Here is a 17,533-nt window from a genome sequence, read left to right as displayed (position 1 = left end):
ACTATACCCCCTACCCGTATGAGGGCTACCGGGATGCGACGAAGCCCACCCGGACGCGGCGCACGACATCGATGGCCATCAGCCCCGCCACCAGAATCGACAGCCCGGCACCCGAGATCCAGAGCCCGTCGTAGTGTGTGCTCTCGAACGGCGGAGCGCCCTCGAGTATCGGCCCGAAGTCGGACGTCGTGGTACCCGCTCGCCAGCACACGACCGCCAGAATCGTGGCGGCGACGATCCCGAGGACACCGATCCACGTCTTCACATCGACGAATGGAGACGACTGCGGCTCACTCATCGGCAGACCCGTCCGGTTCTACACCAACCGTGACAACCTGGCTCAACGCCTCGCGAAGTGCCCGATCGTCCTTCGCCCACGCTCGCACCAGTCCCCCGGTGGTCAGACGCAAGCCGATCCCGTGCCGTCGCCGGGGCACTCCGGACAGCTCACCGAGCGCGCGAGCCGTTTCCCACGGCTCCATTTCGTCCTCGTAGGCGGCGTCGTCGGACTCCGGGAACACCTCGGCGATCTCGGTGATCGGTACCTCTTCGGTTCCCTGACGCAACGTGGTCGCGGTCAGAAGCACGCTCGCATGCCGGCGCGCGGCAATCACCTGCACGTACACCAATCCGGTGAGGATCACGGCGAACATCGCCAGACCGAACCAGTGCACCACCGGGCCGGTGAACAGTTCGATGACCAGGGCGATCAGGCAAAAGATCGGACCGAACGCGATGGCCCACCACCGAGAACCCGGTTCGTAGTACAGAACGTCCGGGCCGCTTTCGGGAGCACGGTCAACCACGGGCGAACCAACTTCGGGTGGTGTCGCGGTAGATCGCGACGCAGGCACAGATCAGCATGACGGGAACGACAAGCGCGAGCACGGTACTGATCCCCGCGACGACCAGCGCGATCTGCAGCACCGCGAACACCCCGGACACGATCACCAGGATCCGTCGGCACAGAGGTTTGCCGGCGCGAGTGGGACCGGCGAGGCCGCCGATCGCGAGGCCGGTCAACAGCAGAACCAGTCCGGACACCCGCACGAAGGTGACGTAGATGTCGATGTTTCCGGCCGAAACGCCTTGATCGGTGAATTGCTCACGCAGCGAATACGAGGCGCTGGTGACATTGATCAGGCCGAAGAGTATGAGTAGGAACGCGCTGGCGATCCACAGCCAGAATGCTGCCTCGACGGCCGTCGGGCGCCGGACCTTCGTAGAGATACTCACGGGTTCAAGTGTGCGCTATCCGCTGACGATGCCCGGAATCATGAGCATCAGGAGTGTCACCAGAACAGAGGCTCCGAGGATCGCGAACAAGATCACTTCGGTGCGTGAACCACGTTGGCGCAGTGGCGCGTCGTGGGTGCTTTCCGTACGCAGGGCTTCCTGAGAACTCATCGCGTCCGACCTCTCCCCTACTACTTCAGTGACCCGTTTCACAGTACCCCGAGCTACCTACCGGTTCCCCGCCGGGGGGAAACGAAGAAAGTACGGATTGGACTCTTTCCGGTGCATCATCACGATCGCCCCGACAGCCGCAACTGCCTGCAGGATTTCCGCTCCGCCGAACAGCAGAGTGGCCGCACCGCCGTCGCCGCCGAGCCCGAAGATCACCGGGATCGCGGAGACCAGCATGAAGACGCCACAGAACGTCAGCAACATTCGAGCCCAGTTCTTGCCGCGACTCATCGCGCGCACGAACAGGAGGAACACCGCGGTGACGATCACGACCAGAACCGCAGAGAACACGATGACCAGTGGGAACATGCCCTCCACGTCGGAACGCGTCAGGCCGGCGTCGACAGCTGCTTGGTTTCTGAGCATCTCGTCGACGAACATCGACTTCTGCCCGAGCAGCATCCAGATCATCGCGCCGCCCTGGACCAACCCCAGAGCCGTCACAGCCCACCACAGCTGAATCGCAGTCACGACGTCCGTCGGCGGCTCGAGCTTCGGCTGGGGCCCCGGGTATCCGTTGTAACCGGGGCCGTATCCCGGGATCTGACCCGTCGGCATCGGTCCGAGTTCGCGGTAGGGCTGATTCTCGAACGGCTGGTTGTCGTAGGGAGGTTCCCGGCGGGGCGGTTCCTGGCGCGACGGCGGCCACTGCTCGGTCATGACACCAGCGTATCGGTCGACGCCGGCGCAGCCACCATGCGTGACTCCGTCACAGCCATCCGGCAACTTCCGACGCCCAGTACGTGAGGACCACGTCGGCACCGGCGCGGCGAATGCTGGTGAGCGATTCGAGAATCGCCGCATCCCGATCGATCCACCCGTTCTGCGCGGCGGCGGTGATCATCGAGTACTCCCCCGAGATCTGGTACGCAGCGACCGGAACCGGAGACCGGTCGGCGGTCTCACGCAGAATGTCGAGGTAGGACATTGCCGGCTTGACCATCACCATGTCGGCGCCCTCGGCGATGTCGAGGTCTACCTCGCGCATCGACTCGCGGCGATTGGCCCCGTCCTGCTGATAAGTACGACGGTCGCCTTGCAGTGAGGATCCGACGGCTTCACGGAACGGCCCGTAGAACGCCGACGCGTACTTTGCGGCATAGGCGAGCTGGCCGACCTCCACATACCCGGATGCATCGAGTGCGCCGCGGATCGCGGCCACCTGACCGTCCATCATGCCACTGGGACCGAGCAGATGCGCACCCGATTCAGCTTGCGCGAGAGCCATTTCGACGTATCGGATCAAGGTTGCGTCGTTGTCGACGGTGCCGCCTGCAGTCAACACGCCGCAGTGGCCGTGATCGGTGAACTCGTCGAGGCAGGTATCGGCCATGATGACCGTCGAATCGCCGAGTTCGTCTGCCAGAGCACGCAATCCGACGTTGAGGATGCCGTCGGGATCGGAGGCGCCGGACCCCTGCGGGTCCTTGTCCTCCGCCTTCGGTACACCGAAGAGCATCAGGCCACCGACTCCGGCTTCCACCGCTTCCACCGCGGCGGACCGCAGCGAATCGAGGGTGTGCTGGAAAACGCCTGGCATGGAACTGATCTCACGCGGCGCGTCGATGCCGTCTGCAACGAACATCGGCAAAACGAGGTGCCGGGGTTCGAGCGAGGTCTCAGCCACGAGTCGCCGGAGCGCTGGGGTGCGCCGGAGCCGGCGAGGGCGATGAGTGGGAAACACGAGAAGTAGCCCTCCTTCGTCGGGATCTGTGAGTGGTTGAGGAGTCCACAGACTCCTCAACCACTCACGGGTGCGCTAGCGCCTTCGAGACTTCTTGCGCGGGGGCGGCAAAGCGCCTTCGGCACGCAAGCGAGCTGCGTGCTCGGCGAGAGCCTCCACCAGCGGTCCCACCTGCGAGGTCTCGGGCTGCACGTCGACGCGCAGACCGAACTCGATAGCGGTTTCGGCCGTCTTCGGGCCGATGCACGCGACCAACGTGCGGGCGTGCGGCTTGCCGGCGATGCCGACGAGGTTGCGCACGGTCGAGGACGAGGTGAAGCAGACGGCGTCGAATCCACCGGTCTTGATCATCTCGCGGGTCTCGGCCGGCGGCGGCGCTGCCCGGACGGTGCGGTAGGCGGTGACGTCGTCGATCTCCCAACCACGTTCACGTAGGCCCTCGGCGAGGGTTTCGGTTGCAATGTCCGCGCGCGGCAACAGAACCCGGTTGACCGGATCGAAAACGTCGTCGTACGGAGCGAATTCGGCCAACAGGCCTTCGCTGGACTGCTCACCGGTCGGGATCAGCTCGGGGTTGATACCGAAAGAGCGAACCTTGGCAGCGGTTGCTTCGCCGATGCAGGCGATCTTCACACCGGAGAAGGCGCGAGCGTCGAGACCGAACTCCTCGAACTTCTCCCATACTGCGCGAACGGCATTGGTGGAAGTGAAGACGACCCACTGGTAGCGACCGTCGACGAGACCCTTGACCGAACGCTCCATCTGAGCCGGGCTGCGGGGCGGCTCGACGGCGATGGTCGGAACCTCGATCGGGATGGCTCCGTGGGTGACCAGCCGGTCGCTCATCTCGCCGGCCTGATCCTTGGTGCGCGGCACGAGGACGGTCCAGCCGTACAGTGCGCGCGATTCCCACCACGACATCTTGTTGCGCTGCGCGACAACCTTGCCGACCGTGACGATGAGCGAGCCCACCAGTTCGGATCCGGCTTCGTTGAGAGTGGCGAGAGTTGCCTCGACGGTTCGCTGCTGACGAGTGGTGCCGCGGACGGTGATGGCAGCGGGCGTCTGCGGAGCCAAGCCGTTCTCGACCAGCGCGCTGGCGGTCTCGGCGAGATGTCCTGACGTTGCATGCAGGACAAGCGGTCCCGGTGCAGCGGCCAGAGCAGCCCAGTCGACTTCACCGCGAACGTCGGCCTCGGTGTGACCCGAGCCGAGCGCCATGCCTGCGTAACTCGGCACAGCCGAACCGGAAGGCAGACCCGGGAGAACCTCGAACTGAACCTGCGTGCGGGCGACTGCGGTGACCTCCGCGATCACGGAATCCGTGGTCAGCGGGTCGCCGGAGACCAGACGCACGACGTCGTGGCCGTTCTTGGCCTCGTGAACCAATGTCTTTGCAACCTCGGCAGGTTCACCGAGTGCCGGACGCACGTCCGCGATCAGCTCGCCGGTCTCCTCGTCGCGGCCCATGTCGATGCCGACGAGCGCGACGACGCCCTTGTCGACGTCCGGATCGGTGAATGCCATTGCGGCGCCGGTGAGGACGTCACGTGCGCGAACGGTGAGCAGGGCGGGGTCGCCCGGTCCCGATCCCACGAACAGGATCCGTCCGGGAGTGTTCTTTCGGACTCGGGTCATCGGTGATTCTCCAGTGCGCTGTATCGAAATGGGAACTTGGTGCAAGTGCAAAGTGGGGCGTCAAACATCGGCTGCCTCGCCTGTAGTCACGTTCATCAACTCACGGGCGCCGAGTTCGAGTAACTCGCGCGCTACCGCTCGGCCGAGTTCCTCGGCCTTGTCCGGCGCACCCACTGCGCCGGTACGGATGACGTCCGAACCGTCGATGGCGGCTGCGCAGCCGCGTACCGACAGTTCGTCGAAGATTCTGCCGTCGTCGTCGAGAGATTCGACGATCTCCGCGATCGCACCGACCGGCGCGGTGCAGCCGGCTTCCAACTCGGCGAGCAGGGCACGCTCGGCAGTGACCGCCGCGCGGGTACCGGCGTCGTCGTGCTCGGCCAAGATCGCCGCCAATTCCGTATTGGCAGAAAGGCATTCGACGGCCAGAGCACCCTGGGCCGGAGCGGGGAGCATCTGTACGGGCTCGATGTTCTCGGTGATGAGGTCGAGCAGACCGATCCGGGACAGGCCGGCGCGAGCGAGGATCACGGCGTCGAGTTCACCGGATTCGACCTTGCCGAGACGGCGTTGCAGGTTGCCCCGCAACGGCACGATGTCGAGGCCGAGCCCGAGTGCCTTGAGCTGCGAAACACGGCGGGGCGCCGAGGTTCCCACCTTGGAACCGGCCGGAAGCTCCCCGAGGACCAGACCGTCGCGGGCGACGAGCGCGTCACGCGGATCCTCACGAGGCGGAATCGCAGCAATGACGAAGCGCGGATCCTGAGCGGTCGGCAAGTCCTTGTAGGAATGCACAGCAACGTCGACGCGGTTGTCCAGCAAGGCTTCCCGAAGCTCTGCGGTGAACACTCCGACGCCGATCTTCTGGACGGGATCGGTGGACTGGTCGCCCTTGGTCTTGATGATGACCAACTCGGCGGGATGTCCCGCTGCAATGAGGGCATCGCGCACGGTACCGGCCTGCGTGGTCGCGAGAAGACTTCCGCGAGTGCCGATCCGCAGCGGGCTCCCCGATCGAGGGGTGGTGACGCTCATGCCTGCAGGTCCCTTCCAGTGCGGTCGCCGTCCACCAGATCGGTGGGTGTGGCCACGGCCGCGGGAGATCCGGGGCTGAGTTCGAAGAGTTCGCGCAGCGCTGCTGCGTAGGAGTCGCCCCCGGGGGCCGACGCCAGTTGCTTGACGCGCACGGTCGGGGCGTGGAGAAGCTTGTCCACGACGCGTCGCACGGTGCGCGCAACCTCGTCGCGCTGCGGATCGTCCAGGCCGGGCAGACGCGAATCGAGACGCATCAGTTCGGCTTCGACGACGTCGGCGGCGCGCTGACGCAAAGCCGTCACGGTCGGAGTGACCTCGGCGAGGCGTTGTCCGGCAAGGTAGGTCGCAAGTTCGCCGGCGACGATGGTGCGTGCGGCATCTGCGTCGGACGCGGCTGCGCCTGCCGCCGGATCACGCTGCAGCGTCTCCATGTCGAGAACGGTGACACCCGGCAGGCCGGCGACGGCGGGATCGATGTCGCGCGGCAATCCGAGGTCGCAGATGACCAGGTGCTTGGTGTCGTCGCGATCGGGCTCGGCGAGTGCGCGGTGCACATCCGCCAGGGTGACCACCGCCCCGACCGCGCCGGTACAGGTGACCATGACATCTGCCTGCGCCATCGCGGCCGAAAGCTGGTCGAAGGCAACACCGTCGGCGTCGACGCCGTTGGATCGTGCCGTCTCGGCGAGGTGCTCGGCGCGTTCCTGGGTCCGGTTGACGACGACGATGCGTGCGATTCCGGCGCGGGTGAGATGCGCAACCGACAGACCGCCCATCGAACCTGCCCCGACGACCACGGCAGTGCGGCCGACCAGGCCGCCCTCACCGATGATGCCAGCTGCACGATCGAGAGCCACGGACACGACAGATGCTCCGGCGGAGTCGATTCCGGTTTCGGAATGCACTCGCTTGCCGACGCGCAATGCCTGCTGAGCCAGTTCGTGGACGACGCGTCCGGCGGCCTGTTGCGCGTCCGAAGATGCGTAGGCCGAACGGATCTGGCCGAGAATCTGCTGTTCGCCGATCACCATCGAGTCGAGGCCACTGGCCACGGCGAAGAGATGTTCGACCGCTGCTTCGCTGTAGCGGACGTACGCGTGAGCGTGCAGCGCCGTCAGATCGAGACCCGAATGGTCGGCCAGGATTTCACCGACCTCGGTGAGTGCACCGTGGAACGCGTCCACCACCGCGTAGACCTCCACCCGGTTGCAGGTGGAGACGATCATCGCTTCGGAGATGTGCGAAGACGCCAGAAGCTTGTCGATCAGCTTCGGACGATCGGTGTCGGTAACAGCCACTCGCTCGAGCACCGGGACGGGCGCGGTTCGATGCGAGACCCCGACAAGCAGAACACTCACGGCGCGATCACTGATCCGTTTCTTGTCGAACCTGCTCCGACCGGAGCGGGTGAACTGGTGGATGGGACTGACGAAGCGGATGCGGCGTGAGCCACGCGTACTCGCGGCGCACTGGATGCCTGATCGGCATTGCGTGCGCTGTTGAAGGAAAGAACCTGCATCTCGACGGCAAGATCTACGCGTCGCAGCTCCACGTGATCGGGAACGTCGAGGGCGATCGGCGAGAAACTCATGATGCAACGCAACCCGGCGCTGACGAACTGGTCGCACACGCCCTGCGCTGCCTCGTCCGGAGTGGAGATGACGCCGATGGTGGCGTTCAGTTCGCGGCAGGCGACGGTCAGTTCCTCGGTGCTACGCACGACCAGGTCGCCGACTCGGCTTCCGATTCGATCTGCGTCACTGTCGAAGAGTCCGACCATCTCGAAACCTCGGCGACTGAATCCGCCGTACCCGACAAGCGCCTTGCCGAGATTTCCGACTCCGACGAGAACGACCTTGTGCCCACGATCGAGTCCGAGTGCACGCTCGATACGAATGCGGAGCCTGTTGACGTCGTACCCGACACCGCGGACGCCGTTGGGTCCGAGGAACGAGAGATCCTTGCGCAATTTCGCTGATCCGACGCCCGACGCCTGGGCGAGCTCCTCGCTCGAGACGATGGAGGTACCGCGATCGGACATCACTCCGAGGACCCGCAGGTATGCGGCCAAGCGCGTCACCGTAGCCTGGGGGATGACGCGATCCTGAGTGATCGAGTCGGTAACCGAGGCGCTGGCAGCGTCGGTGACGGAAGAGCCCGCAGCGCCGGTGACGCGCTGAGCCACAGGCTCATGCGTCTGGTGCGGTTCGGTCACGTCGCTGGCTCCTCGTCCGGTCGACACGACTGTCGACCTCCACGATGCTCCGGGGGAATGTTCACACCACGGTAACCGCTTGTGAACCCATGCACAAAGTTGCTCGAGACGGGTTCGATGTGCCGTTCACCTGCAAAGCGGCTCCGCGGACAACTTTGAGGGTTGCCTTACTTGCGTAAATCGTCACGAAGGCGCTCTTCGTCAACTTCCCAATAACCGTGCTCGCGTCCGTCGAGAAGAATCACCGGCAACCGGTCTCCGTATTCCGCTCTCAGCTCCGGATCCGTCGCAGCAGCTTCGTCCACGTCGATGCACGTCAATTCGAGCTGGAACTCGGAACAGACCCGTCGTAGTACCTCCGCCGCGCCGACACAGGACGCGCATCCTGCGCGTGTCAACAGGGTTACTTCATGCGTAGCTGTAGTCATCGACGCATACCTTTCTTCTACTGGGACGCCATCTACTTGATCGGTCGAGTGTGCCTCCAGAGCCCCACTCGGTACCAAATCAGCGGAGAGGAACGTCACACACCACAGGGAAGGTCGCCATCCAACCCATCGGGCCTCATCGCGGAGGATAGGCTGACTCGAAGAGTTCTCTGCTCGAGAGTGCAACACGGGAGGTGCGGGTGCCTGCGCGATCACTACCGAACGGCTCCGGATTCGGATCAGGGCTGGCCGGGGTCATTCTCCCCGGACGTCGACATGTGAAGAATCCGCTGGGCCCGAGTGAGTCGGAAGTTCGAGCCAATCTCGCCGGCGAGGCGAGCGCTGACGCAGCTCTGGCATTGCACGAAGCTGCCAACCCCTCCGAACCGGAAACCGGCGAAGAGCCCCCGGCCGTTCCGCGCGACCTCACGGCCGCCGCATTCTTCGACGTCGACAACACCATGGTGCAGGGTGCCTCGATCATCCACTTCGCCCGTGGTCTCGCCGCACGCAAGTATCTCAAGACCTCGGATCTGGTGGATTTCGCGTGGAAGCAGATCAAGTTCCGAGTCACCGGCCGAGAAAGCAGTGACGACGTCGCGGAAGGCCGCGAGAAAGCACTGTCCTTCGTGGCCGGTCGATCCACCGCCGAACTCGCCCGCCTCGGCGAGGAGATCTACGACGAGGTCATCGCCGACAAGATCTGGCCAGGCACGAGGGCGTTGGCCCAGATGCACCTCGATGCAGGGCAACAGGTGTGGTTGGTGACGGCCACTCCGGTCGAACTGGCTCAGGTGATCGCCGAGAAACTCGGACTGACCGGTGCGTTGGGCACCGTCGCCGAGAGTGAGGACGGCGTCTTCACCGGCCGACTCGTCGGCGACATCCTGCACGGCATGGGCAAGGCGCACGCCGTGCGGACGTTGGCGGTGCGTGAAGGACTCAATCTCAAGCGCTGTTCCGCCTACTCGGACAGCCACAACGACGTACCGATGCTCTCACTGGTGGGAACGCCGGTGGCGATCAATCCCGACGCAGATCTTCGTGAACTCGCCAAGAACCGCGGCTGGGAAGTTCGCGATTTTCGCACCGGACGAAAGGCCGCCAAGATCGGCGTGCCGACGGCACTGGTGCTCGGGGCGGTCGGCGGTGCGCTCGCGGCAATTCTCGCCCGGCGCAAAGAACAGAACGCCTGAGCGGGTTCGGTCCGGATCGATTCTCGCTCCGGACCGAACTCAGCCGAGAAAGACGTTGCGCCGCTTGGCCAACAACCGATACAGCGTCTGCTGAATCGTTTCCCGAACGTGGTCCGTGACCTCGAACAGGACCATCGGATCGTCGGCGGCACCGCTCTCGAACGTGTCGGTGACGATGGGCTTTCCGAATTCGATGTACCACTTCGACGGCAACGGCACCAAGCCGAGCGGCCCGAAGTGCGGAAACAGTGGTGTCACCGGGAAATACGGAAGACCGAGAACTCGTGCGAGAGTGGTCAGATCACCGATCTTGGGATAGATCTCCTCCGAACCCACGATCGAGCACGGAATGATCGGGACGCCGGTACGCATCGCGGCCGACACGAAACCACCGCGCCCGAACCGCTGCAACTTGTACCGCTCACTGAACGGTTTCCCGATGCCCTTGAATCCTTCCGGGAACACGGCTGCGACTTCACCGTCGTTGAGCAGACGCTCGGCGTCGGGGTTGCACGCGAGCGTGTGACCGGCCTTGCGCGCCAGTCCGCCCACCACCGGCATCTCGAATGCCATGTCCGCAGCCAGCATTCGCAGTGGACGATGCGCCGGATGATGATCGTGCACGGCAACCGACGTCATCAGTCCGTCGATCGGGATCACACCGGCGTGATTGGCGACCACCAGCGCTCCCCCGGTGAGGGGAATGTTCTCGATCCCACTGACCTCGACGCGAAACCATTTCTCGAACAACGGCCGCAACATCGGCATGACGACGTTGTCCGCGAAATGCGGGTCGAATCCGAACTCGTCGACCTCGTAGTCGCCGGAGACCCGACGTCGGAAGAATTCTGCTGCCGAGGCGATCTGGTCGACGAGCGCAGACCGGGCCGCATCGACGAGCGTGTTCTCGCCGCCGTGGTCGGCTGCCGACGACGAACCGGACGGATGCCGACGCTCACTTTGTTCACGGATGTCACGCTCCGCGCCGGTGACGGACTCACGCGAACGAGAAGTTGCCGACTTTCCGGCGTGAGTTGCGCTGGGCCGCAGGGGAATTACTTTCGCCACGTCAGTCACCCCTTCACCGCACTTCGTCCCGACAACGGCATGTGCATCACGTCTGCACTTGCTGTCGCCGCCGCGGAGTCACCGCCGAGGATGGTGGTCAACGCATTCTCCGCCCGATCGATCCACTCGGACTTGATGATCCGGCGGGTCTGCGTCGCGCGCATGAAATCGTCGAGTGCTTGCATGGTGGTCCATCGCGGCTCGAACCCCAGTTCGCTGCGCATGCGAGTGGTGTCGAGTCCGCAGCCGAATCGGAAGTACTCGAGTTGCTCGTCGGTGTAGAGCCTCATGGACGATCCCACCAATGCGCTCCCGACGCTGCGGAACAGAGCGAGCGGCATGGGAACTTCCACGCGTCCTGCCCGGCGGATCGCCTGCGACATCATCACCACTCCGTCGCCGGCGATGTTGTACGTACCCGAGGCGTGGCCGATGGTCGCCTTCTCCAACGCTGCGAGCGCATCCTCGACGTGGAGCAATTGCAGGCGCGCGTTGCGGCCGACGATGGTCGGCACGAGCGGGGCGGTGACGTAGTGGCCGACGGTCGCAGTCAGCTGAGGTCCGATCAACGGCGCCAACCGCAAAATCCCGACCGAGATGTCCGGGCGCCGACGCCCCATTCCGCGAAGGTATCCCTCGATCTCGAGACTGTCGCGGGCATATCCGCCCGGCGGCCGGCGGCGCGCACTCATTTCTTCGGTGAACTGAGCGGGATCCTTCGCACTGCACCCGTAGACGACCGAAGCCGAGCGCAGGACCACCTTGCGAACCGTCGGAGCTTTCTGGCAGACCGCGAACAGTTGCATGGCGCCGATGACGTTCATGTCCTTCATCGCGGCGCGGCTGCCGGCTTTGGGGGCTTTCTGAAGCGTCGACGCGTGCACGACGGTGTCGACCTCGGCGTTTCGGATCACTTTGCCGATCAGCGGATTGCGGATGTCTGCTCGCACGAATTCCGCGCGGCCCATCCTGCGCATCATGTCCTTGCTCGGACTGACGGCGTCGACGGCGATGACACGCTCGATCGACGGATTCTGCGCAAGCCTGGTCACCAGGTACCCGCCGAGGAATCTGCTCGCCCCGGTCACCAGTACGACGCGAGGCGTCGTGCCCCCTGAAGTGTTGTCACCTTCAACCACCAAGTACCCCCATATCCAGTAGAAACGCGCTCTGCCGAAGCGTCCCTCCCGCGATTTTCCCCCACTTTACGGGCAGAGGGGGTCCCGCGCTGACTACCCAAAATTCGGCCATTCAAGACAAACCGCCCAGCCGATGAGACGCGGCACACATCGCTTCCCCCCGAATATGCTGATGCCCGCCACCCCGGAAGGGGCGGCGGGCATCAACAGGTACTGCTTATTTACCGAGTTTCCTGCGCTGTACTCGGGTACGACGAAGCAGCTTGCGGTGCTTCTTCTTCGACATGCGCTTGCGACGCTTCTTGATCACTGAACCCATAGCGGGTGTCCCTCACGTTCTTCTCTAGCGTTCCTGCGCACGCCGGTCACGTACGCCTGCGCCAAGCAATTGGCGCCTGGCCCTCGTTTTAACTAGCTCAGCGCCTTACGACACCAGCTTGCTGGTACGACAGTGACTCATCGTACCGGTGTGGAGTCACTCGGCATAAACCGAGCCTCCGGCACAGCAACTGCTGTGCCCGCGACTCGGCTCACGCCGAGGTCATCCTCCTCGAACCGGCTGGTCAGCCGGCATCGAAGTACGAGGTTTCGAGGTAATCGTGCACTGCCTTCGCATGTACACGGAACGAACGACCCACTCGTACAGCGGGCAATTCGCCACTGTGTACCAACCGGTACACAGTCATTTTCGACACCCTCATCAAAGTTGCTACCTCAGCAACAGTGAGGAATTGCGTGCCGGCCACTGCCGGCTTTCCGTCGTGGGACGAACCCATGGACGGCTTGTTTGCAGACACCATTAATCCACATACCTCCAGCACGACTCGCGCCGCCGGCTTCCCCTCCGGCGGAACAGACACGTACGTACTAAGTCGAGCTTAGCTGTACTGGTGGGGTTAAAGCGACGGGTGTGGCTAAACGGACGACTATTCCGCAGCTGCACCCATCGCGGCCGAACGCGACTTCGCGGCATCCAAGGCATCGAAGAACGCCGTCCGCAGGCCGCCCGCTTCGAGCTGACGCAGTGCTGCAGCCGTCGTTCCGCCCGGTGACGTCACCGCGGCGCGAAGATCCGTCGCACTGTCGCCGGTGCGATCGAGCATCGCTGCGGAACCGACCATCGTCTGCACCACCAATTCGGTGGCGACCGGGCGTGTCAGGCCGAGACCGACTCCCGCGTCGATCATCGCTTCGGCAACGAGGAAGAAGTAGGCCGGGCCGGAACCGGAGACAGCAGTGACCGCGTCGATCTGCGATTCGGGAACCGTCACCACCTTGCCGACGCTGCCGAGGATGCCGCGTACGAGCTCGAGATGCTCGGCCTTGACGTGGCGTCCGGGTGACAGGACGCTCACGCCCTCTCCCACCAACATGGGGGTGTTCGGCATGACCCGGACGACCGGAAAGCCTGCGGGCAGACGAGTTTCGAAGAACCCGGTGGGGATTCCCGCCGCGAGAGAAACGATCAGCTGCTCGAGGTCACCGTCCAGATCGACCTTCGTCAACGCGGTGAGGGCTGATTCGACGTCGTTCGGCTTGACCGCGATGACGATGACGTCTGCACCCTCGGCTGCGTCCGCGACCGAACTGACTCGAATCGAGTATTCGGCAATCAATTCGTCTGCGCGAGGCTGATACTGCTCCGCGACAACCAGATCCTTGATGGCGTGGCCGGCCTGCAACAGCCCGGAAATCAGCGCCTCGCCGATCTTGCCGCCACCGATAATCGCAATTCTTGTCATGGCGAACAGCCTGCCACGACCGCAGCGATCGACCCTAGCGGGGCATCATCGCCAATTGACGACTCTGTACGACGACTGCGCCCGCCGAATCGAGAACAGCATGATCCTCTTCGAACCACGTGCTGCCCAGAACATCCGAGCTTGCCCGCACGCGAAGCCATCCCGGCGTCGGTAGTCGGCGCAGGTACGTCGTCAACTGCACGGTCGGCGCCCACCCGAACAGGCCACGGTTCATCGTCACCGGCGCGCTGATGTCACCGGCCATGATCGCGAACAGCACGGCGGTGTCGAGGTCGTTTTCGTCCTCGGGTCGAGGACGAACCCACATCCTGACCTCGGCCTCGCCTTGGCTCCCGGTGAGGAAGTGCGCCGAGGTGGTGTCGATCCTCATGTCGCAGCCCTGCCCGACGTGCACGACCTGCGCCATCGGGTGATCGCCGATGACTGCCACCGCACTCTCCGGCGGTTCCGGTGACATGTCGTCGATCGACGAGGCCGTGACGAAGGTGGGATCGCCGTCATCGGGGAATCCGAGCGTGACCGCCGCGCGAACAGCGCTGCGGCCCGCCTGGCTCAACTCGACGTCGAACAACGCGACCTGGCGTCCCTGCTTTCGGACGATCACCTCCAGTTCGACTTCACCCGGATCGGGCGCTGACAGATAGTTGGCGCTCACCGCGAGTGGCTGCATCTTCACCAGCGAGTCGTTCTCACCTGCGCCGTCTCGCAGACATTGACGCGCGGCAGCGGCGCACACAGCCATCATGGAGCCGCCGTGCACTTTCGGCCCGATGGTCCAGATCGGATCGATCGTTGCGGTGTATCGCCCGTCGCCGAGCGAGGTGAGGCGATTGAGATCTTGAAAGGGGCTGGTGCTCATCAATTTTCCTGTTCGGTGCTGTCTCGGTGTTGCGAGAAATGTCGTGCGGCCAAGTCTTGGTGCGCCAAGCGTCGTAAAGCTGTCAGAACGGGTTCGTACATGGCGGTTCCGAGGACGGCATATCGGATGCCGTCCTCCGTCGTGCTGGTGGGCATCAGCTCGATTTCCACCTCGGCAATCCCTCGGATGTGGTCACCGTAAGCCTGCAAGCGCTCGTCCGAGAGACTCAGTCCTGCGTCCTCGAGGCCGATCAGTGCCCGCTCGAGGTGAGCGACCGCCACGTACCTCGGCTCGAAGACTTGACCGAGAAACTCCAGAACCTTGCGAGCTCTGGGGAACTCTGGATCCGGTTCAGGTTCGACGTACGGCGGTAGTTGCGCGATTGCGCGGCCGAACGTCTCGAATTCGGATCGCTCGTCACTGTCCACCAGTTCGAGCACCGCGCGAATCCTCGGAATCGCGAGTCCCGCCCCGGCCAGGGCTCTGATCAACGCGAGTCGCCGCACGTGCTGTTCGCCATACCTCGCTCCCGTTGCGCTGGTCGGCTCACCAGGCATCAGCAGACCTTCACGGAGGTAGTACTTGATCGTGGCCAGCGCGACACCGGACTGCGCGGCCAGTTCGGAAACCTTCACCGCTCCTCCGTCCATCCGATTCGCTTCGGCCTACTACTGGATAGTGATGCTATCCAATGGCGGCCGAGCCCCGATGAGGAGGACGTGCCTTGCGCTAGGGTTGAACCCTCTTTGCGCACACCACCAGAAATTTCCGAACGGAGCGAACAGGCGGAATGACGGATTTGCAGTCGGAGGCTCAGCCCGACGAACAGTGGCGCATCGTCGAACCACTGACGCTGACTCCCCTGCTCACCGCCGCACTCGAGGTCTTCCACGAACTCGGTTACCACGGAGCGTCGGTTCGTGACATCGCAAAACGCGCCGGCGTCACCGTGCCGACGCTGTATTACCACCACGGCAACAAACAGGGCATCCTCGTCGCGCTGATGGAACCGGGCATCGAGAACGTCACCGCACGCGCGAGCGCTGCGGTCGACGCTGCCGGACCGTCGCCGACGGCACAGTTCGGCAATCTCGTCGAGGCGTGTGTTCTGCACATGACCAGTCGCTCCGACATAGCCTTCCTCGATTCCGAACTGCGGTACCTCGAGGAAGCGGAACGAAAGAGCTACGCCGCCAAACGAAAGAAGCTCGAGAACCTACTCGTCGACGTCCTGACGGCAGGCGTCCAGAGCGGTGAGTTCACGGTCCCCGACATCACCGGAACGGGCCGCGCACTGCTGGGCATGTGTCAGTCCGTCGTCCTCTGGTATCGACTCGACGGACCGCAGACTCCGCGCGAAGTCAGTGTTCTCTATCGCGAGATAGCTCTGAAAGCCGTCGGTGTCACTGCGTGAGCGCTGGTCGAATTTCCAGTCATGTCCGATTAGCCCTTAACTGACGAACGTCACACCTGTCGGCTGACACCGAAACCGGGACGCGCCCACGGTCACGGGTCCACACTGAGAAGCAGAGATGCGCGGGGTGGATCCGCAGACCGAGGGAGTTCTTGACGTATGGCCAACAGCAATCCATTTGTTCCTCCGAGCGCGGTCGACGTCGACCTTTCCGCGGTTGCCTGGGGGGCGAACCGCACGATGTCCGACTTCGAGACGGGAATGTGGCGGATGGAAGAGGCGCAGCCGCAACTGCGCTCACCGATCGTTGCGGTCGAGGTTCTCGATCGTGCCCCGGATTGGGACCGGCTGCTCGACGCGGTCGAGTGGGCATCGCACGTGGTTCCGCGTATTCGTATGCGCGCGGTGGAACCGGCGATGCAACTGGGCAATCCGGTGTGGTCGGTTGATCCCGAGTTCGACATCGGCTACCACCTACGACGCGTCCGCTTGCCCGCGCCGGCGGACTTCGATCACGCGCTGCGCATGTGTCGTCACCTTGCGACCGAACCTTTCGACAAGGCTCGACCGCCGTGGAGCGCGCTGCTCATCGAAGGTCTCGACGACGGTCGTGCCGTGTTCGTGGTCAAGACTCACCACTCCATCACCGACGGCATGGGCGGCATCCAGATGATGACGCTCCTGCACAGCCGTCGCCCGGACCCCACCCCGAACAAGCCCGACCGCACGCCGCCTGCTCCTGAGCACCTGTCGTCGGTAGGCGCCTTCGGCGAGGAGGTCGTCAGCGAGATCCGGCGTGCGCCCTCCCGTATCGCCAAGCTGGTCCGCGGCGCCACCAATGTTGCGACCACGGCGATCTCGAGTCCGTTCAGCACCGCTTCCGAGGTCCTCGGCTACGCCAATTCACTCCGCAAGATCGTCACTCCCCCAGCTCGTTCCGGTTCCCCTCTTCTCCACGATCGTGGTCTCGGACGGTGGTTCGGAACTCTCGAAGTGGGTGTTCCCGAACTCAAGGCCGGAGCGAAGGCTGCCGGTGGTTCACTCAACGACGCCTACGTCGCCGCCCTGCTCGGCGGTTTCCGTCGCTACCACGAGTCGTTCGGACAATCCGTCGAGAGCATCCCGATGGGTATGCCCATCAGCATGCGCACCGGCGCGGACGCCAACGGCGGCAACCGGTTTGCAGCCGTTCGCTTCAACGGTCCGGTCGCCGAGACGGATCCCGCCAAACGCATCAGGCAGGTGCGGGAAATCGTTCTGGGTCTGCGTGAGGAACCGGCGTTGGACGCTCTCGACGTCGCCGCCCCGATCCTCGCCCGCCTGCCGAATTATCTACTCGCGAACTGGTATCTGTCCCAGTCGACAGGACTGGACCTGCAGGCGAGCAATGTCGCCGGCGTACCGGTACCGGTGTATCTCGCCGGAGCGAAGATCGAACGGATGTTCCCGTTCGGCCCGGCCCCCGGTTGCGCGGCAATGGCAACGCTGGTCTCCCACGTCGGAGTGTGCTGCATCGGAATCAATCTCGACACCGCCGCGGTCACGAAGCCCGCACTGCTCATGCAGTGCTTGCAGGAGAGCCTCGACGAGATCGTGGCTCTCGGAGTCACAACGGAAGGTGCGTGAG

The 17,533-nt window shown here is 64.1% G+C and carries 21 protein-coding genes; 3 read left to right on the top strand and 18 right to left on the bottom strand.

Annotated features, from left to right (window positions below; genetic code table 11):
- Positions 1-25 precede the first annotated feature (25 nt).
- The 11 genes from DBV08_RS16910 to DBV08_RS16865 form a co-directional block, all read right to left on the bottom strand.
- Positions 26-298 (bottom strand): hypothetical protein, encoded by a 273-nt coding sequence (locus DBV08_RS16910; RefSeq protein WP_124568191.1) that lies wholly within the window; start codon positions 296-298, stop codon positions 26-28.
- Positions 291-806, bottom strand: coding sequence for a hypothetical protein (locus DBV08_RS16905; RefSeq protein ID WP_124568190.1), 516 nt, complete (start codon positions 804-806; stop codon positions 291-293). Before DBV08_RS16905 ends, DBV08_RS16910 begins: the two co-directional genes overlap by 8 nt.
- A complete protein-coding gene (locus DBV08_RS16900; protein ID WP_019744370.1) occupies positions 799-1,236 on the bottom strand; it encodes a hypothetical protein in 438 nt (145 codons plus the stop codon). Before DBV08_RS16900 ends, DBV08_RS16905 begins: the two co-directional genes overlap by 8 nt.
- A gap of 15 nt (positions 1,237-1,251) precedes the next feature.
- Entirely contained in the window at positions 1,252-1,407 is a 156-nt protein-coding gene (locus DBV08_RS32315; protein ID WP_003941930.1) for a hypothetical protein, read from the bottom strand.
- Positions 1,408-1,464: 57 nt separating this feature from the next.
- Positions 1,465-2,127 carry a hypothetical protein gene (locus DBV08_RS16895; RefSeq protein ID WP_095970375.1) on the bottom strand — a complete coding sequence of 221 codons (663 nt, stop codon included), beginning with the start codon at positions 2,125-2,127 and terminating at the stop codon, positions 1,465-1,467.
- 49 nt (positions 2,128-2,176) lie between these two features.
- Positions 2,177-3,151 (bottom strand): porphobilinogen synthase, encoded by a 975-nt coding sequence (gene hemB / locus DBV08_RS16890; protein WP_050656225.1) that lies wholly within the window; start codon positions 3,149-3,151, stop codon positions 2,177-2,179.
- A gap of 75 nt (positions 3,152-3,226) precedes the next feature.
- Positions 3,227-4,789 carry a bifunctional uroporphyrinogen-III C-methyltransferase/uroporphyrinogen-III synthase gene (locus DBV08_RS16885; protein WP_003941969.1) on the bottom strand — a complete coding sequence of 521 codons (1,563 nt, stop codon included), beginning with the start codon at positions 4,787-4,789 and terminating at the stop codon, positions 3,227-3,229.
- 60 nt (positions 4,790-4,849) lie between these two features.
- Positions 4,850-5,824 (bottom strand): hydroxymethylbilane synthase, encoded by a 975-nt coding sequence (gene hemC / locus DBV08_RS16880; RefSeq protein WP_050656226.1) that lies wholly within the window; start codon positions 5,822-5,824, stop codon positions 4,850-4,852.
- Positions 5,821-7,182: a glutamyl-tRNA reductase gene (locus DBV08_RS16875; protein WP_124568189.1), complete on the bottom strand. Its 1,362-nt coding sequence runs from the start codon at positions 7,180-7,182 to the stop codon at positions 5,821-5,823. The genes hemC and DBV08_RS16875 overlap by 4 nt, the downstream gene beginning before the upstream one ends.
- Entirely contained in the window at positions 7,179-8,066 is an 888-nt protein-coding gene (locus tag DBV08_RS16870; RefSeq protein ID WP_095970377.1) for a redox-sensing transcriptional repressor Rex, read from the bottom strand. Before DBV08_RS16870 ends, DBV08_RS16875 begins: the two co-directional genes overlap by 4 nt.
- A gap of 140 nt (positions 8,067-8,206) precedes the next feature.
- Positions 8,207-8,467 carry a glutaredoxin family protein gene (locus tag DBV08_RS16865; protein ID WP_095970481.1) on the bottom strand — a complete coding sequence of 87 codons (261 nt, stop codon included), beginning with the start codon at positions 8,465-8,467 and terminating at the stop codon, positions 8,207-8,209.
- A gap of 200 nt (positions 8,468-8,667) precedes the next feature.
- On the opposite strand from DBV08_RS16865, the gene DBV08_RS16860 reads away from it, so the two are divergent.
- Positions 8,668-9,663: an HAD family phosphatase gene (locus DBV08_RS16860; protein WP_124568188.1), complete on the top strand. Its 996-nt coding sequence runs from the start codon at positions 8,668-8,670 to the stop codon at positions 9,661-9,663.
- A 39-nt stretch (positions 9,664-9,702) separates the two neighbouring features.
- Here DBV08_RS16860 and DBV08_RS16855 read toward each other — a convergent pair whose 3' ends face one another.
- From DBV08_RS16855 to DBV08_RS16825, 7 genes are all read right to left on the bottom strand, one after another.
- A complete protein-coding gene (locus DBV08_RS16855; RefSeq protein ID WP_124568187.1) occupies positions 9,703-10,740 on the bottom strand; it encodes a lysophospholipid acyltransferase family protein in 1,038 nt (345 codons plus the stop codon).
- Positions 10,737-11,870 (bottom strand): NAD-dependent epimerase/dehydratase family protein, encoded by a 1,134-nt coding sequence (locus tag DBV08_RS16850; RefSeq protein WP_124568186.1) that lies wholly within the window; start codon positions 11,868-11,870, stop codon positions 10,737-10,739. Before DBV08_RS16850 ends, DBV08_RS16855 begins: the two co-directional genes overlap by 4 nt.
- A 217-nt stretch (positions 11,871-12,087) precedes the next feature.
- A complete protein-coding gene (locus DBV08_RS16845; RefSeq protein WP_003402602.1) occupies positions 12,088-12,189 on the bottom strand; it encodes a 30S ribosomal protein bS22 in 102 nt (33 codons plus the stop codon).
- 244 nt (positions 12,190-12,433) lie between these two features.
- On the bottom strand, positions 12,434-12,670 hold the full coding sequence (locus tag DBV08_RS16840; protein ID WP_003941845.1) for a helix-turn-helix domain-containing protein: 237 nt from the start codon (positions 12,668-12,670) through the stop codon (positions 12,434-12,436).
- Between the two features lie 126 nt (positions 12,671-12,796).
- The gene (gene proC / locus DBV08_RS16835) at positions 12,797-13,612 is read right to left on the bottom strand and encodes a pyrroline-5-carboxylate reductase (protein ID WP_124568185.1); all 816 of its coding nucleotides are present in this window, start codon (positions 13,610-13,612) and stop codon (positions 12,797-12,799) included.
- A 34-nt stretch (positions 13,613-13,646) separates the two neighbouring features.
- Positions 13,647-14,492 (bottom strand): thioesterase family protein, encoded by an 846-nt coding sequence (locus tag DBV08_RS16830; protein ID WP_124568184.1) that lies wholly within the window; start codon positions 14,490-14,492, stop codon positions 13,647-13,649.
- On the bottom strand, positions 14,492-15,127 hold the full coding sequence (locus DBV08_RS16825; protein ID WP_124568183.1) for a MerR family transcriptional regulator: 636 nt from the start codon (positions 15,125-15,127) through the stop codon (positions 14,492-14,494). The genes DBV08_RS16830 and DBV08_RS16825 overlap by 1 nt, the downstream gene beginning before the upstream one ends.
- A gap of 155 nt (positions 15,128-15,282) precedes the next feature.
- Between DBV08_RS16825 and DBV08_RS16820 the strand changes: the two genes are divergently transcribed.
- A complete protein-coding gene (locus DBV08_RS16820; RefSeq protein ID WP_124568182.1) occupies positions 15,283-15,906 on the top strand; it encodes a TetR/AcrR family transcriptional regulator in 624 nt (207 codons plus the stop codon).
- A gap of 159 nt (positions 15,907-16,065) precedes the next feature.
- Positions 16,066-17,532: a wax ester/triacylglycerol synthase domain-containing protein gene (locus tag DBV08_RS16815; protein WP_124568181.1), complete on the top strand. Its 1,467-nt coding sequence runs from the start codon at positions 16,066-16,068 to the stop codon at positions 17,530-17,532.
- Position 17,533 lies beyond the last annotated feature (1 nt).

It is taken from the genome of Rhodococcus sp. KBW08 (genome assembly GCF_003852455.1).
Taxonomy (GTDB): Bacteria; Actinomycetota; Actinomycetes; order Mycobacteriales; family Mycobacteriaceae; genus Rhodococcus_F; species Rhodococcus_F baikonurensis.
The sequence above is the reverse complement of the archived record's forward strand: the minus strand, read 5'-3'. Positions and strand labels throughout refer to the sequence as shown.